This window comes from Acidovorax sp. GBBC 1281, from assembly GCF_028473645.1.
In the GTDB taxonomy this organism is placed as follows: Bacteria; Pseudomonadota; Gammaproteobacteria; order Burkholderiales; family Burkholderiaceae_C; genus Paracidovorax.
Map to the genome: position 1 here is coordinate 3966858 of NZ_CP097269.1, position 13925 is coordinate 3980782.

The window sequence follows — 13925 nt, forward strand, 5'->3', positions numbered from 1 at the left end:
CCCCGCCATGGCTGAGCGCAGCGCCCTTTTCGACGGCATCGTGGTGGCCAGCCACGGCCGCCATTGCCTGGTCGAGTCGCCCGACGGCCAGCGCCGCATTTGCCATCCCCGCGGGAAAAAGAGCCAGGCCGTGGTGGGCGATCACGTCCTTTGGCAGGCCGCGCCAGCCGGCCAGGGAGACGAAGGCACCATCGAGAAGGTCAAGGAGCGCCGCAACCTGTTCTACCGGCAGGACGAAATCCGCACCAAATCCTTTGCCGCCAACCTGGACCAGGTGCTGATCCTGATCGCCGCCGAACCCGTGTTCTCGGAAAGCCAGCTGGCCCGTGCGCTGATCGCAGCGGAAGCCGAGCGCATCACGCCGATCATCGCGTTGAACAAAAGCGACCTGGTCGAGCCTTTCGCCCGCGCGTGGGAGCGGCTGCTGCCCTACCGCCACATGGGCGGTAGCGCGGCGGACGGCCACCACTATGGCGTGATGCCGCTGTCGCTGTCCGAATCGGGCGAGGTGGACAAGGCCGCACTGATGGAGCGCCTGTCGGGCAAGACCACGCTGGTGCTCGGCCCGTCGGGCTCGGGCAAGAGCACGCTCATCAACCTGCTGGTGCCGGGCGCCACGGCGCTCACGGGCGAGATCTCCCAAGCGCTCAATTCCGGCAAGCACACCACCACCACCACGACCTGGTACTGGGTGGACGCCGAACGCCGCACCGCCCTGATCGACTCGCCCGGCTTCCAGGAATTCGGCCTGCACCACATCGGACCGGCCGATCTGGCGCGCTACATGCCCGACATCGGCCTGCATGCCCAGGGATGCAAGTTCTACAACTGCACGCACCTACACGAGCCCGGCTGCGCGGTCATGGCGCAGGTGGACGGATTGCAAGGCGAATCACGCACCGGCGCAGATTCCATCAGCGCGAATCGCTATCAGATTTATAGCAATCTGTTTGCCGAGCTGAGCGAGCACCGGCATTGGTGATGGGACGGAACGGCGGCGCTCAGTCCCGGCACTCTACGTACCACCCCAGATAGTCGCTCCAGGCCGGCTCGTGCTCGGCCTCCAGCACGGGGGGGGCCATGCCCGGCACCGCTTCGGCAGCGCGCCGCGCGGCCTCCAGGGCGTGGTCGGCGCTGGTCACGTAGCAATGCACCGTGCGGGTGCCACCGCGCAGCACGATGTGGCTGCAGATGCCTTGCTGGTACATGGTGGCCGCATTGACCCAGGCGTCCTCGAAATCCTGCGCCTGCTGCAGCGCGGACTTGTCCTGCGCCGGCAGGCTGGCCTGCACGCGCCAGCCGAAATCCGCGCGGGACACCAAGGCGTTGGCGCTCAGATTGACCTGCACCATGATGGGATCGCCCTGGGCATCGCGCCCCTCCAGCGCGGCCCAGCGCACCGGCTCGGGCGGATAGACCGCCGAGCGGCCCAGGGTCTCACGCCAGAAGGTGTCGATGCGCGAAACGCTGTCATCGAGCGACGCGGGCTCCCAGTCCTCGAAGCCCGCGTCGTCGCTGAGCCCATCGGTGTCGAATTCCACCACCCCGACCTTCACCGAAAAATCGTACTCGCCCAGCATGTGGTCGAGCAAGATGAACGCCATGTGGCGGGCATGGTCCTGCAGGTCCATGGGCACGGGCTTGGAAAACGACAGCGCCAATGCGATGCGTCCATCGATCTGGCCCACGCGCACCAGCAGCTCATGGGTGGCCAGATCGAATCCGTCCATGCGCATGCCGAAGCCACCGGGCATCCGCTGGCGGAAGGCCTCCACCCGCCATGGCAACTGCGCCGGTGCCTGTGCGGTCAACGCTTGCACATCGGCAAACCGCTCGGCACTCCCGTGGGCCGTGAAAACCAGCCGGGCCTGGCCTTCCACGGGCCCCTCCTTGCCCGCGCCGGCCACCTCCACCGTGACCCCGCGAACGCAAGGCTCCAGCAGGGCATTGAGGCGCTCCATGAACGGAACGGACTCCAGGCCCTGCAAATCGGCCCGTTCGCCCAGGACCGCAGCCCAGAAGCGGTCCGCGGCGGCGGACATCTCCTGCGTGGAAGGCTCGCGGGAGGGGGATTCAGATCGGTTCATGGACAGTCCTGGTGGCACCTGCTCGGGGGCAGGGCATCGGTAACGAACAAGGCCGCGTCAAAGGCGGAGCGACTTCGCCGCGAAACTTCAAAAAGAAGCCCGGCTCAGCCCAGCAACCGGGCCAGGGTCAGCAGGGCGAGCAGCAGCATCCATACCACCACCGAGCGCCAGACCAGGCCGACCACGCTGCGCAAATGCCCCACTTCGGGCTCCCGCCCCGGCGTGACGTCGCTGCTTGTGGCCTCGATGTCACCATCGAAGCCGGCGGGCGAGAGCGGGTCCACCCGCGCCCGCAAAGCCTCACCGCCCAGGCGCACGTTGATGGCGCCGGACGTGGCCGCCAGCACGACGCCATCGTTGTCGTTGGGAAAGCGCTGCGCATGGAAGCGCCAGCCATCGATGGCCTCTTCGAAGCTGCCCACCACGGCGAAGCTGAGGGCCGTCAGGCGGGCAGGCAACCAGTCGATCACAGTCCAGGACCGCGCCGAGGCACGCTGCAACGATGCGCTGGCAGGATGCGGGCTGCCGGCCTTCCAGTAGCGCGAGACGAATTCAGCCAGCCGGTAAAGCACCGCACCGGTGGGCCCCAGCCCCAACGCGGCCAGCACCGAAAAGCAGGCGAGCACGCCGAACACGTGGCGGTGCGCGGCGATGACGGAATACTCGACCACGTGCCGCACGATCTCGCTGCGGGGAAGTTGGCCCACATCCACCTGCTGCCAGGCCGCGAGCCGGGCCCGCGCGCTGTCTTCGTCACGCTCTTCCAGCGCATCGCGGATGTTGGTGAAATGGTGGCTGAACTGCCGGAACCCGAGGGTGACATAAAGCACCGCGACATTCCAGACCACCGCCGCCGGCCAGCCCACGCCGTAGAACAGCAGCCAGTGCACCGCCAGCACCGCGAGCGAAGGCACCAGCACGGCGAGCGCCCATGCCACCCATCCGTGGTGGGCCTTGCCCGCATCGAAGTTGCGGCTGATCGACAGCGCCCAGGCGCGAACGCCCGCATGGATGGGGTTGCTGCGCGCCAGCGGGCGTGCCTGCTCGATCAGCAACGCGAACAGGATGGCAAAGAAACTCATGGTGGGCAATGATAGCGGCCCGGTTCGGTGCCCAGCCGTCGTCGCCACCGGAAAGATCGCCCGATGTCAGGCGAGCATGAACCGGTAGAAATTGCGCAGCATGCCCGCCGTCGCGCCCCAGATGAAGTGCGTCTTGCCGGCGGCATCCTCATAGGGCATGGAAAACCATTCGCGGGTGACCCCTTCCCATTCGAACGCATGGCGCCGGTGGTGCGACGGATCTAGCAGGTAGTCCAGCGGGACCTCAAACACGTCCGCCACTTCGTAGGCATTGGGATTCAGCGTGCAATCGGGCTCCACCAGAGCGACCACCGGGGTGATGCTGAACCCGGTGCCCGTCCTGTACGTGGCCAGTTCCCCCAGCACCTCCACATACCGCCCCTCCAGGCCGACCTCCTCCCAGGCCTCGCGCAGCGCCGTGGCGGCAGGGTTGGCATCTTCCGGGTCGGCGCTCCCGCCGGGAAAGGCCACCTGGCCGGAGTGCGTGGACAGGTGCACGGTGCGCTCGGTGAGAAGCACCGTCGCGCGTTCGCGCATCACGATCGGGATCAGCACGGCGGCATGGCGCAGCGGCCGGTCGGTGAAGGCACGCTCATGCACGACCTCTGGCACCCACGCCGGCGCCGAGGCGAAGCGCAGCCGCAGCGCTTGCGCCGTTTGCACCGCAGCAGGCACGCGGGGGAGATGGGCGTCCACCCCCAGCACGGGCACGCGGCGCGGATCGAACTGTGGCAGCGAAGACAGCGGAGCGATCACCGAAGGCATGGAAGGTGAAGGAGGCGAAGAATCTGGCGGCGTCATTGGAGTGGGCCTGGTCAGCCAAGCGGCCAAAGAAAAAGCCGCTACGGCTTGCGCTGTAGCGGCTTCGGGGCAGTGCGCAAGGCGCCTTATGCGGCTGCGACCGGCGCGGCCTTGACACGCGAAGGCAGCTTTTCCTTGATACGTGCCGACTTGCCGCTGCGTTCACGCAGGTAGTACAGCTTGGCACGGCGCACGTCGCCACGGCGCTTGACTTCGATATTGGCGATCAGGGGGCTGTACGTCTGGAACGTGCGCTCCACGCCTTCGCCGCTGGAGATCTTGCGCACCGTGAAGCCGCTGTTCAGGCCGCGATTGCGCTTGGCAATCACCACGCCTTCGTAGGCCTGCACGCGCTTGCGGGTACCTTCCACCACGTTCACGCTCACGATGACCGTGTCGCCAGGGGCGAATTCGGGAATGGTCTTGTTCAAGCGGGCGATTTCTTCCTGCTCGAGAGTCTGGATCAGATTCATGTTTGCATCCAACGATCATGTCCGCGCCAAGATTGGCAAGCGTCGGGATTGACGTGGGGTGCTTTCGCAGCAAAGGCGAAAGCGGCCGGCCAGAGGATCGAAAAGCCCTCGATTATAGCAAGTTGCCGTTCTTTGCCAAAACGGCCTCGTCCGCCTTACCCAAAAGCCCCCGCGCGCGCGCCGCGTCGATGAGCTCGGGACGGTGCTGCGCAGTGATCGACAGGCGCTGATCCCGGCGCCAGCGCTTGATCTGCACATGGTGGCCGGAGAGCAGCGGCGCAGGAACCCGCAGGCCCTCCCACTCTTCGGGCCGGGTGTAGTGGGGGCAGTCGAGCAAGCCGTCGAGCGCTTCGTTGAAGCTGTCGAACTGGTGGCTGCCCTCATCGTTCAGCACGCCCGGCTGCAGGCGTGCCACAGCGTCCAGCAGGGCCATGGCCGGGATCTCGCCGCCCGACAGAACGAAATCGCCCAGGCTGAGCTGCATCTGCACATGCGCGTCGATAAAGCGCTGGTCGATGCCCTCATACCGCCCGCACAGCAAAATGGCGCCGGCGCTGCCGGACCAGCGGGTCACGCCCGCGTGATCGAGCACCTGCCCGATCGGCGAGAACAGCACCACCGGGGCCGTCTGCACGGCCGCCTCGGCCCGGTCGGCCCGAATGGCCGCCAGGCACCGCGACAAGGGCTCGGCCATCATCACCATGCCGGGGCCGCCCCCGAAGGGCCGATCGTCCACCCGGCGGTAGTTGCCTTCGGCGTGATCGCGCGGGTTCCACAGCCGCACCTCGACCTGGCCCGACGCATACGCGCGCCGCGTCACCCCGCTGGCCAGAAACGGCGCGAACAGCTCGGGAAACAGGGTGATGACGTCGAAACGCATGGGCAGAGAGGGCCAGGGCCGCCGAAGGAATGGCGACGCGGCCCGTCCTTCAATCGGTCGGTCGATCCATCAGTAGTCGGGTTGCCAATCGACTGTGATGCGGCGCTCGGCCAGCTCCACCTTGTCGACGAAGGCCGAGACGAAGGGAATCATGCGCTCCTGCGCCTTGCCCTCGTGTTCGTAAGCCAGCACCAGCGTGGTCTGCGGGCCGGTGGAGAGCAGCTCGCGCACCGTGCCGAGATCCACGCCCTCGCGGTTGACGACCGCCAGGCCGATCAGGTCGACCCAGTAGTACTCGTCCTCGGCGGCGGTCGGAAAGCTCGAGCGGGGCACGAAGATGCGCGCGCCGCGCAGCGCCTCGGCCGCATCGCGATCATCCACGCCCTGGGCGGTGGCGACCACCGTATCGGAATGTTCTCGCGCCTGCTTCACCGCCAGCACCACCGTGCCTTCGAAAAAGCTCTTGGCGCCCTTTTCGCTGGGCTGCAGAAACCAGCGCTTGGAGGAAAACAGCGCTTCCGGATCGGCGCTGTAAGGCAGCACCTTGAACCAGCCCTTCACACCCCAGGCATCGGCAATGCGGCCGATCTCCACCGCATCGGACGGCAATTCGGCAGACTCAAGAACGGGCAGATTGGGCATGGTGTGCAACGGGGTTTCGGAAATGAAAAAAGGCGGGGCCCGTCAGAAAAACCAACGGAACCCGCCTTTTGTCCGGAGGACGCGGATCAGGCAGCCTTCTTGGCGGCCTGCTTGATCAGACGGTCCACGGTGGGCGACGACTGGGCGCCGACGCTCTTCCAGTAGGTCAGACGGTCTTGCGCAATGCGCAGGCCTTCTTCGCTTTCCTTGGCCGTGGGGTTGTAGAAACCCAGGCGCTCGATGAATCGGCCATCGCGGCGCACACGCTTGTCGGCCACGACGATGTTGAAAAACGGACGACCTTTGGAGCCGCCGCGGGAGAGTCGAATAACGACCATAATGAATCCTTCGGGTGGTCGCAGCGTAAAGCTGCATGGTTTTTTGCTGCGTTTGAGACACGCGACATGGCCACCCGGCCAGCGACACGCTGCAAAGCCCGCGATTATAGCCACTTCACCCCACATGCCTACCATCCGCGACAGCCGCAGCGAAGATATCGCTGCCATCACCGCCATTTACCAACACCACGTCCTGCACGGCACCGGCACCTTCGAGGTGGACCCACCGACCGAAACCGACATGGCCGCCCGCCGCGCCGACGTGCTGGCCCGGGGCCTGCCCTACATCGTGGCGGAAAAGGATGGCCAGGTTCTCGGCTTCGCCTACGCCAACTGGTTCAAGCCCCGCCCAGCCTACCGCTTCTCGGCGGAAGACTCCATCTATGTCGCCGACACCGCCCGGGGCATGGGGTTGGGCCGCAAGCTGCTCGATGTGCTGGCGCAGCAGGCGGCGGCGGGGGTTCGCAAGCTGCTCGCGGTGATCGGCGATTCCGCCAATGCCGGCTCCATCGGGGTACACCGCGCTGCCGGCTTCACCGAGATCGGCGTGATGCGCTCGGTGGGCTGGAAGTTCGGCGCCTGGCGCGACATCGTGCTGATGGAAAAGACCCTGGGCGCGGGCGACACCACGTCGCCGGAATGAACCCCTCATGAAGAACAAGACCGTCGCCGCGTGGCTGGCCTTCGTCGGTGGGCCCCTGGGGCTGCACCGCTTCTATCTGCACGGCCTGTCGGACATGCTGGGCTGGCTCCTGCCCATTCCCACGGCGCTGGGCATCTACGGCATCCAGCGCGTGCAAGCGATGGGGCAGGACGACCACGCCAGCTGGCTGCTCATCCCGCTGCTGGGCTTCACCATCGCGGGCTGCGCGCTGCGCGCCATCCTCTACGGACTGATGACGCCCGAGAAATGGAACGCCCGCTTCAACCCGGCCGCGGCACCGGATGCCGCTCCGGGGCGCACGCACTGGTTCACGATCTTCGCCATCGCCCTGTCGCTCCTGGTGGGCACCGCGGTGCTGATGGCCAGCCTGGCCTTCAGCTTCCAGCGCTACTTCGAATACCAGATCGAAGAGGCCCGCAAGATCTCCCAGTGACGGCATTGGGCATCCAACATGCCCGACGCCCTAGAAAATCATGCGGCAGCAGCTATAAAAACAATAGCAAACCACCCCTGGATCGCGATCAGTAGAGCTGCAGACTGACCCAGTAGGCGATGGCCGCCACGAACGCGCTGGCCGGAATCGTCAGGATCCACGCCCAGACGATGTTGCCCGCCACGCCCCAGCGCACGGCGCTGGCGCGCTGGGTGGAGCCCACGCCGACGATGGCGCCCGTGATGGTGTGGGTGGTGGACACCGGAATGCCCAGCGCCGTGGCGACGAACAGCGTCATCGCCCCACCCGTCTCGGCACAAAAGCCGCCTACGGGCTTGAGCTTGGTGATTCTCTGGCCCATGGTCTTGACGATGCGCCAGCCGCCGAACATGGTGCCCAGCCCGATGGCCAGGTAGCACGACACGATGGTCCAGGTGGGCGGCGAGGCGTCGGATGCCGACGCGTAGCCCGTGGCGATCAGCAGCAGCCAGATGATGCCGATGGTCTTTTGCGCATCGTTGCCGCCATGGCCCAGGCTGTATGCGCCCGCGGACAGCAGCTGCAGCCGGCGGAACCACTTGTCCACCTTGTTCGGACGCGCGCGGCGGAAGATCCACGCCACCGCCACCATCATCAGCGAGCCCAGTAGAAAGCCGAGCAGCGGCGAGACGAAGATGAACGCCACCGTCTTCAGGATGCCGGCCGAGATCAGCGCCCCCGCGCCCGCCTTGGCGATGACCGCGCCCACGATGCCGCCGATCAGCGCATGCGACGAGCTGCTCGGAATGCCGTAGTACCAGGTGATGACGTTCCAGGTGATGGCGCCCACCAGGGCCCCGAAGATCACGTGCGTGTCCACCACGCCGGGCTGCACAATGCCCTTGCCGATGGTGGCGGCCACGCTCAGGTGGAAGATGAAGATGGCGATGACGTTGAAGAACGCGGCGAAGAGGACGGCCTGCGTCGGCTTGAGCACCCCGGTGGAGACCACGGTGGCAATCGAGTTGGCGGCGTCGTGAAACCCGTTCATGAAGTCGAACAGGATGGCCAGCGCCACCAGCAGCATCACGACCCACAGGGCGGTTTGGACGGTTTCCATGCGTAGAGAGCGTGTATTTCTTCTGGCAGGCCGGGATCAGGAGTTCTCGAGGATGATGCCCTCGATGTGGTTCGCCACGTCTTCGCACTTGTCGGTGATCGTCTCGAGCAGTTCGTAGATCGCCTTGAGCTTGAGCACCTCGCGCACGTCGGGCTCTTCGCGGAACAGTTTGCTCATGGCGCTGCGCATCACGCGGTCGGCATCGCCCTCCAGGCGGTCGATTTCCTCGCAGGTCTTGAGCGCGGCCTCGGCCACGGCCGGATCGGCGATCTTCTCCAGCAGCTTGACGGCGTCGCGCACGCGTTCGCAGCACTTGAGGCTGATGTCGGTCAGGCGGGTGATCTCTTCGGTCATGTGGCGCACGTCGTACAGCGCCATGGTTTCGGCCGAGTCCTGGATCAGATCGGCCACATCGTCCATCGTGTTGATGAGCGAATGGATCTGTTCGCGGTCGATGGGGGTGATGAAGGTCTTGTGCAGCGAGCGGTTGACCTCGTGGGTCACGCGATCGGCGGCGCGCTCGGCGTTGTCCACGTCCTGGTTGTACTTGTCGCGCAGGTGGGGATCGTTGTAGTTGGCCACCAACTGCGAAAACGCGCGGGCGGCCTCGACGATGCGGTCAGCATGCTGATTGAACATCTCGAAAAAATTGCCCTCGCGGGGCAACAGCTTTCCAAAAAACATGCGGACTCCTGAACAGACGGACCCATCGCCCACGGTCGCCACGGATGTGACAGGACGATGACACTTTTGCGAAAGGCGCGAGTTTAACCGCGCCGTTTGCATGCACTCCGGCCTATCGTGTGCCGACGGGCGGCGGCGGGCGTGTCAGGCAACTCCTACAAACATCGCGCCGCGCTGCCCACATGACCCTGGCAAGTCGCGGCTTACATTGAATCGGCAGTCTTTGATCCGCCCTCTTTCAGACGCTCAGACGCAACCGCCTCTTACATCGCCATGCCAAAGGATTTCCCCATGAAACACACGCTTCGCGTTCTTCCGTGCGTTCTCGCGCTTGCGTTCGGTGCCGTCACCGCCCACGCGCAGACGGCCAATCGCGCCTCCAACCGCGACTCGTTCATTCCCAGCACGCAGCAAGGCTACGTCGGCCTGAGCGGCGGCCAGTCCAAATACGATCTGCGCAGCGGCACGGGCGGCTTCGCGTTCGACGACAACGACACCGCCTGGAAAATCTACACCGGCGGCTATTTCAACCAGAACTTCGGCATCGAGTTCGGCTACCTGAACTTCGGCAATGCCACCCGCGTGGGCGGCGAGACCAAGGCGCAGGGCCTGAACCTCAGCCTGGTCGGCCACCTGCCGCTCAGCGAGCAGTTCGACGTGTTCGGCAAGGTCGGTACCACCTACGGCCGCACCAAGACCTCGGGCAACCCCGGCTTTGGCGTGACGACCGGCGACGACAACGGCTTCGGACTGTCGTATGGCGCCGGCGTGCGCTGGGCGTTCAACCCGCAGTGGGCGGCCGTGGTCGAATGGGAGCGCCACCGCCTGAACTTCGCCGACGGCAAGTCCGATGTGGACATGACCACGGTGGGCGTGCAGTACCGATACTGAGCGCGCGGGCACGCACGCGTACCCCAACGAAAAGGGCCCTTCGCAGGGCCCTTTTTTCGTGCGCTTCACGCGCTTTCATCCCGATCCATGCGCCGGTTTGCGGCGCGTGGAGGCAACGGGAGACGGGCTCACTCGCCCAGGTAGGCGGCGCGCACGCGCGGATCGCTCAGCAGCTGCTGGCCCGGGCCCGTCATGGTGATGAGGCCCGACTCCATCACGTAGCCACGGTCGGCCAGTGCCAGCGCGCGGCTGGCGTTCTGCTCCACCAGGACGATGGTCACGCCCAGGGCGTACACGTCGCGCACCACCTCGAAGATCTTGTCCACCATGATGGGCGACAGGCCCATGGAGGGCTCGTCCAGCAGCAGCACCTTGGGCTGGCTCATCAGCGCGCGGCCCATGGCCAGCATCTGCTGTTCGCCACCCGACATGGTGCCGGCCAGTTGGTCCTTGCGCTCGCGCAGGCGCGGGAAGATGGTGAACATCTTCTCGATGTCGGCCGCGATGCCGGCCTTGTCGTTGCGAATGTAGGCGCCCATCTGCAGGTTCTCGGTGATGGTCATGCGCGCGAACACGCCCCGGCCTTCCGGCACCATCACGAGGCCCTTCTTCACCAGGTCCCAGGCGCCCTGCCCCCGGATGCTCTTGCCCAGGTACTCGATGTCGCCATCGGCGAACGGCAGCGTGCCCGTGATGGCCTTCATGGTGGTCGTCTTGCCGGCGCCGTTGGAGCCGATCAGCGACACCAGCTCTCCCTCGCGCACCTCGAAGTCCACACCCTTCACGGCCTGGATACCGCCGTATGCCACCTTCAGGCCCGAGACCTTGAGCAACACGTTGTTGGATTTTTCGGCCATTCTCAATGTCCTCCGGTGCCCAGGTAGGCCTCAATCACTTTTTCGTTCTTCTGCACGGTGACAGGCGTGCCTTCGGCGATCTGCTTGCCGTAGTCGAGCACCGTGACGCGGTCGCACAGGCCCATCACCAGCTTCACGTCGTGCTCGATGAGCAAGATGGTGCGGTTGTCGTTGCGGATGCGGTCGATCAGCTCGCGCAGTTGCACCTTCTCGGTCGCGTTCATGCCGGCGGCCGGCTCGTCGAGCGCGATCAGTTGCGGGTCGGTGGCCAGGGCGCGGGCGATCTCCAGGCGGCGCTGGTCGCCGTAGCTCAGGGTGCGCGCCTTGTAGTCGGCGAACTTGCCGATGCCCACGTAGTCGAGCAGCTCCTGCGCCCGGCGGGCGATCGCGGCCTCTTCTTCCTTGAAGCCCTTGGTGCGCAGCACGGCGCCCAGCAGCCCTGACTTGGTGCGGATGTGCCGCCCCACCATCACGTTCTCCAGCGCCGTCATTTCGGCGAAGAGGCGGATGTTCTGGAACGTGCGGGCGATGCCCGCCTTGGCCACTTCGTGCACGGCCGTGGGCTGGTAGGGCTTGCCTGCCAGCTCGAAGCTGCCGCTGTCGGGTGTGTAAAGACCGGTGATCACGTTGAAGAACGTGGTCTTGCCGGCGCCGTTGGGACCGATCAGGCCGTAGACCTGACCCCGTTCAATGGTGATGCCGACGTCGGACAGGGCTTGCAAGCCGCCGAAGCGCTTGGAAATGCCGGCGACCTTCAGCACCACATCGTTGGATTTCTCTACCATTTCTAACTTTCAGTGCTGTTCAGGTCTTTTGCGTCAGGCTCTTGCCATGGTCGGGCGCGGGCCACAGGCCGCGGGGACGCAGCAGCATGATGATGATCATGGCCAGCGCGATCAGCAGCTGGCGCAGGATGGCGGAGTCGAGGCGGCCGTCCGTCATGGCCTGCAGCGGACCGGCCACGTAGCGCAGCACTTCCGGCAGGGCCGACAGGAGCACGGCCCCCAGGATCACGCCGGGGATGTGGCCGATGCCACCCAGCACCACCATGGCGACGATCATGACCGACTCCATCAGGCTGAACGATTCGGGCGACACGAAGCCCTGGAAGGCACCGAACATGGCGCCGGACACGCCGCCGAACGAAGCGCCCATGCCGAAGGCCAGCAGCTTCATGTTGCGGGTGTTGATGCCCATCGCCTTGGCGGCGATCTCGTCTTCGCGAATGGCCATCCAGGCGCGGCCGATGCGCGAGTCCTGCAGGCGATAGCAGATGATGACGCTCAGCACCACCAGCACCAGAAACAGGTAGTAATACAGCGTGACCGACGAGATGTCGAACCCGAACACCTCCAGGCGCTTGCCCAGGTCGAGCCCGAACACCTTCACCGAATCGATCTGCCCGATGCCCTTGGGGCCGTTGGTCAGATTGACGGGGTGGTCCAGGTTGTTCAGGAAGATGCGGATGATCTCGCCGAAGCCCAGCGTCACGATGGCCAGGTAGTCCCCGCGCAGCTTGAGCGTGGGCGCCCCGAGCACCGCCCCGAAGATCGCGGCCACCAGCGCCGCGAGCGGTATGACCAGCCACAGCGACGTGTGCAGCCCGTTGGGGAACATGGCCGCGAACGACGCGAAGGTCTCCGAAAGGTGGGGCGATGCCATCAGCGCGAACAGGTAGGCCCCGACGGCGTAGAACGCCACGTAACCCAGGTCCAGCAGGCCGGCGTAGCCCACCACGATGTTCAGGCCCAGGGCCAGCAGCACATAGAGCAGCGCCAGGTCGGCGATGCGCACCCAGGCGTTGCCGAAGTACTGCAGCATGAAAGGAAGCAGCAGCAGCGCGATGCCGCCGACGATCCACTGTGCGGTTTTGTTTTGCTTCATGACAATGGGTTCCTCAGGCGCGATCGGCCACACGCTCGCCCAGCAGGCCCGAGGGGCGCAGCGTGAGGATGATGATGAGCACGATGAATGCAAAGATGTCGGTGTAGTGGCTGCCCAGCAGGCCGCCTGTCAGGGTGCCGATGTATCCCGAGCCGATGGCCTCGATCAGGCCCAGCAGGATGCCGCCCACCACCGCGCCGGCCAGGTTGCCGATGCCGCCGAACACCGCGGCCGTGAAGGCCTTGAGGCCCGGCAAAAAGCCCATGGTGTGCTGCGCGGTGCCGTAGTTGGAGGCATACATGATGCCGGCGATGGCCGCCAGGATGGCGCCGATGATGAAGGTCGCCGAGATCACCATGTCGGGCTTCACGCCCATCAGGGAGGCCACGCGGGGGTTTTCCGCGGTGGCGCGCATGGCGCGGCCGAGCTTGGTGTAGTTCACCAGATACACCAGCGAAGCCAGTGCGACCACCGTCACGCTCAGGATCAGCACCTGGGTGGAGGTGATCACCGCACCGCCGACCTGGAACGGGGTCGTGGGCAGCAGGGTGGGATACGGCTTGTAGTTGGGCTTCCAGATGATCATGGCCAGCGTCTGCAGCAGGATCGACATCCCGATGGCGGTGATCAGGGGCGCCAGGCGCGGACTGCTGCGCAGCGGCTTGTAGGCGACCTTCTCGATGACGAAGTTCAGCGCCGCGGCGACGACGCAGGCGATCAGGGTGGCCAGGAGAAGGATGATCCAGCCCGGAGCCCCGGGCATGGCCTCTTGCATCAGGCCAATGCAACTCCAACTGGTGAGAGCGCCGATCATCAGCACTTCCCCATGGGCAAAATTAATCAGCTGAATAATGCCGTACACCATCGTGTAGCCCAAGGCTATCAAGGCGTACATGCTGCCGAGAACCAGACCGTTGATGATCTGCTGCAGCAAGATGTCCATAAAAAAAGTCCTTCGTGTTTGTAACGCGCGCACTTCGCAAGCCAAGATCGGCAGTGCCTTGTGAGCCCCCAATGCCACCTAGCAAAAAACCCGCCAGGAGCAAAGCTGTGCGGGTTTGGTGGACGGGATTGTAGCCAGTCGAAACCGTGCGTCTTTAGCACGTTTGG

17 protein-coding genes are annotated in these 13925 nt (G+C 65.3%); 4 read left to right on the forward strand and 13 right to left on the reverse strand.

The features are described from left to right. The first annotated feature begins 7 nt into the window (after window positions 1-7). Entirely contained in the window at window positions 8-982 is a 975-nt protein-coding gene (gene rsgA, locus M5C96_RS18525; RefSeq protein WP_272564606.1) for a ribosome small subunit-dependent GTPase A, read from the forward strand. Between the two features lie 19 nt (window positions 983-1001). Here rsgA and M5C96_RS18530 read toward each other — a convergent pair whose 3' ends face one another. The 7 genes from M5C96_RS18530 to rpsP form a co-directional block, all read right to left on the reverse strand. Further along, window positions 1002-2087: a hypothetical protein gene (locus M5C96_RS18530; protein WP_272564607.1), complete on the reverse strand. Its 1086-nt coding sequence runs from the start codon at window positions 2085-2087 to the stop codon at window positions 1002-1004. Between the two features lie 104 nt (window positions 2088-2191). Beyond that, on the reverse strand, window positions 2192-3169 hold the full coding sequence (locus tag M5C96_RS18535) for a CobD/CbiB family protein (RefSeq protein WP_272564608.1): 978 nt from the start codon (window positions 3167-3169) through the stop codon (window positions 2192-2194). 66 nt (window positions 3170-3235) lie between these two features. After that, entirely contained in the window at window positions 3236-3934 is a 699-nt protein-coding gene (locus M5C96_RS18540) for a CoA pyrophosphatase (protein ID WP_272564610.1), read from the reverse strand. Between the two features lie 122 nt (window positions 3935-4056). Further along, a complete protein-coding gene (rplS, locus tag M5C96_RS18545) occupies window positions 4057-4443 on the reverse strand; it encodes a 50S ribosomal protein L19 (protein WP_272548681.1) in 387 nt (128 codons plus the stop codon). 112 nt (window positions 4444-4555) lie between these two features. Further along, window positions 4556-5323, reverse strand: coding sequence for a tRNA (guanosine(37)-N1)-methyltransferase TrmD (trmD, locus tag M5C96_RS18550; protein ID WP_272564611.1), 768 nt, complete (start codon window positions 5321-5323; stop codon window positions 4556-4558). A gap of 69 nt (window positions 5324-5392) precedes the next feature. Then, window positions 5393-5965 carry a ribosome maturation factor RimM gene (gene rimM / locus M5C96_RS18555; protein ID WP_272564612.1) on the reverse strand — a complete coding sequence of 191 codons (573 nt, stop codon included), beginning with the start codon at window positions 5963-5965 and terminating at the stop codon, window positions 5393-5395. A gap of 86 nt (window positions 5966-6051) precedes the next feature. Continuing rightward, window positions 6052-6303 (reverse strand): 30S ribosomal protein S16, encoded by a 252-nt coding sequence (gene rpsP / locus M5C96_RS18560; protein ID WP_272564613.1) that lies wholly within the window; start codon window positions 6301-6303, stop codon window positions 6052-6054. 124 nt (window positions 6304-6427) lie between these two features. Between rpsP and M5C96_RS18565 the strand changes: the two genes are divergently transcribed. Together M5C96_RS18565 and M5C96_RS18570 are read left to right on the forward strand one after the other, a co-directional pair. After that, a complete protein-coding gene (locus tag M5C96_RS18565) occupies window positions 6428-6946 on the forward strand; it encodes a GNAT family N-acetyltransferase (RefSeq protein WP_272564614.1) in 519 nt (172 codons plus the stop codon). 7 nt (window positions 6947-6953) lie between these two features. After that, a complete protein-coding gene (locus tag M5C96_RS18570) occupies window positions 6954-7400 on the forward strand; it encodes a hypothetical protein (RefSeq protein WP_272564615.1) in 447 nt (148 codons plus the stop codon). Between the two features lie 88 nt (window positions 7401-7488). Here the strand turns inward: M5C96_RS18570 and M5C96_RS18575 are convergent, their stop codons facing one another. Together M5C96_RS18575 and M5C96_RS18580 are read right to left on the reverse strand one after the other, a co-directional pair. Next, window positions 7489-8499 carry an inorganic phosphate transporter gene (locus tag M5C96_RS18575; RefSeq protein ID WP_272564616.1) on the reverse strand — a complete coding sequence of 337 codons (1011 nt, stop codon included), beginning with the start codon at window positions 8497-8499 and terminating at the stop codon, window positions 7489-7491. 36 nt (window positions 8500-8535) lie between these two features. Further along, a complete protein-coding gene (locus M5C96_RS18580) occupies window positions 8536-9183 on the reverse strand; it encodes a DUF47 domain-containing protein (RefSeq protein WP_092740846.1) in 648 nt (215 codons plus the stop codon). A 291-nt stretch (window positions 9184-9474) separates the two neighbouring features. Here M5C96_RS18580 and M5C96_RS18585 point away from each other — a divergent pair, with 291 nt between their 5' ends. After that, on the forward strand, window positions 9475-10074 hold the full coding sequence (locus tag M5C96_RS18585) for an outer membrane beta-barrel protein (RefSeq protein WP_272564617.1): 600 nt from the start codon (window positions 9475-9477) through the stop codon (window positions 10072-10074). A 128-nt stretch (window positions 10075-10202) separates the two neighbouring features. Here the strand turns inward: M5C96_RS18585 and M5C96_RS18590 are convergent, their stop codons facing one another. Genes M5C96_RS18590 through M5C96_RS18605 form a run of 4 tightly spaced genes read right to left on the reverse strand, consistent with a single transcriptional unit; the run spans window position 10203 to window position 13758 of the window. Continuing rightward, on the reverse strand, window positions 10203-10931 hold the full coding sequence (locus tag M5C96_RS18590; RefSeq protein WP_272564618.1) for an ABC transporter ATP-binding protein: 729 nt from the start codon (window positions 10929-10931) through the stop codon (window positions 10203-10205). 2 nt (window positions 10932-10933) lie between these two features. Then, on the reverse strand, window positions 10934-11716 hold the full coding sequence (locus M5C96_RS18595) for an ABC transporter ATP-binding protein (RefSeq protein WP_272564619.1): 783 nt from the start codon (window positions 11714-11716) through the stop codon (window positions 10934-10936). 19 nt (window positions 11717-11735) lie between these two features. Then, window positions 11736-12815, reverse strand: coding sequence for an ABC transporter permease subunit (locus tag M5C96_RS18600; protein ID WP_272564620.1), 1080 nt, complete (start codon window positions 12813-12815; stop codon window positions 11736-11738). A 13-nt stretch (window positions 12816-12828) separates the two neighbouring features. Then, window positions 12829-13758, reverse strand: a complete 930-nt coding sequence (locus tag M5C96_RS18605) for a branched-chain amino acid ABC transporter permease (protein ID WP_272564621.1) — start codon at window positions 13756-13758, stop codon at window positions 12829-12831. Window positions 13759-13925: the final 167 nt, after the last annotated feature.

What these genes read in the sequence shown, in the direction of transcription:
- rsgA (WP_272564606.1), top strand. Translation starts at nt 8, where the DNA reads ATGGCTGAGCGCAGCGCCCTTTTCGACGGCATCGTGGTGGCCAGCCAC.
- M5C96_RS18530 (WP_272564607.1), bottom strand. Translation starts at nt 2,087, where the DNA reads ATGAACCGATCTGAATCCCCCTCCCGCGAGCCTTCCACGCAGGAGATG.
- M5C96_RS18535 (WP_272564608.1), bottom strand. Translation starts at nt 3,169, where the DNA reads ATGAGTTTCTTTGCCATCCTGTTCGCGTTGCTGATCGAGCAGGCACGC.
- M5C96_RS18540 (WP_272564610.1), bottom strand. Translation starts at nt 3,934, where the DNA reads ATGCCTTCGGTGATCGCTCCGCTGTCTTCGCTGCCACAGTTCGATCCG.
- rplS (WP_272548681.1), bottom strand. Translation starts at nt 4,443, where the DNA reads ATGAATCTGATCCAGACTCTCGAGCAGGAAGAAATCGCCCGCTTGAAC.
- trmD (WP_272564611.1), bottom strand. Translation starts at nt 5,323, where the DNA reads ATGCGTTTCGACGTCATCACCCTGTTTCCCGAGCTGTTCGCGCCGTTT.
- rimM (WP_272564612.1), bottom strand. Translation starts at nt 5,965, where the DNA reads ATGCCCAATCTGCCCGTTCTTGAGTCTGCCGAATTGCCGTCCGATGCG.
- rpsP (WP_272564613.1), bottom strand. Translation starts at nt 6,303, where the DNA reads ATGGTCGTTATTCGACTCTCCCGCGGCGGCTCCAAAGGTCGTCCGTTT.
- M5C96_RS18565 (WP_272564614.1), top strand. Translation starts at nt 6,428, where the DNA reads ATGCCTACCATCCGCGACAGCCGCAGCGAAGATATCGCTGCCATCACC.
- M5C96_RS18570 (WP_272564615.1), top strand. Translation starts at nt 6,954, where the DNA reads ATGAAGAACAAGACCGTCGCCGCGTGGCTGGCCTTCGTCGGTGGGCCC.
- M5C96_RS18575 (WP_272564616.1), bottom strand. Translation starts at nt 8,499, where the DNA reads ATGGAAACCGTCCAAACCGCCCTGTGGGTCGTGATGCTGCTGGTGGCG.
- M5C96_RS18580 (WP_092740846.1), bottom strand. Translation starts at nt 9,183, where the DNA reads ATGTTTTTTGGAAAGCTGTTGCCCCGCGAGGGCAATTTTTTCGAGATG.
- M5C96_RS18585 (WP_272564617.1), top strand. Translation starts at nt 9,475, where the DNA reads ATGAAACACACGCTTCGCGTTCTTCCGTGCGTTCTCGCGCTTGCGTTC.
- M5C96_RS18590 (WP_272564618.1), bottom strand. Translation starts at nt 10,931, where the DNA reads ATGGCCGAAAAATCCAACAACGTGTTGCTCAAGGTCTCGGGCCTGAAG.
- M5C96_RS18595 (WP_272564619.1), bottom strand. Translation starts at nt 11,716, where the DNA reads ATGGTAGAGAAATCCAACGATGTGGTGCTGAAGGTCGCCGGCATTTCC.
- M5C96_RS18600 (WP_272564620.1), bottom strand. Translation starts at nt 12,815, where the DNA reads ATGAAGCAAAACAAAACCGCACAGTGGATCGTCGGCGGCATCGCGCTG.
- M5C96_RS18605 (WP_272564621.1), bottom strand. Translation starts at nt 13,758, where the DNA reads ATGGACATCTTGCTGCAGCAGATCATCAACGGTCTGGTTCTCGGCAGC.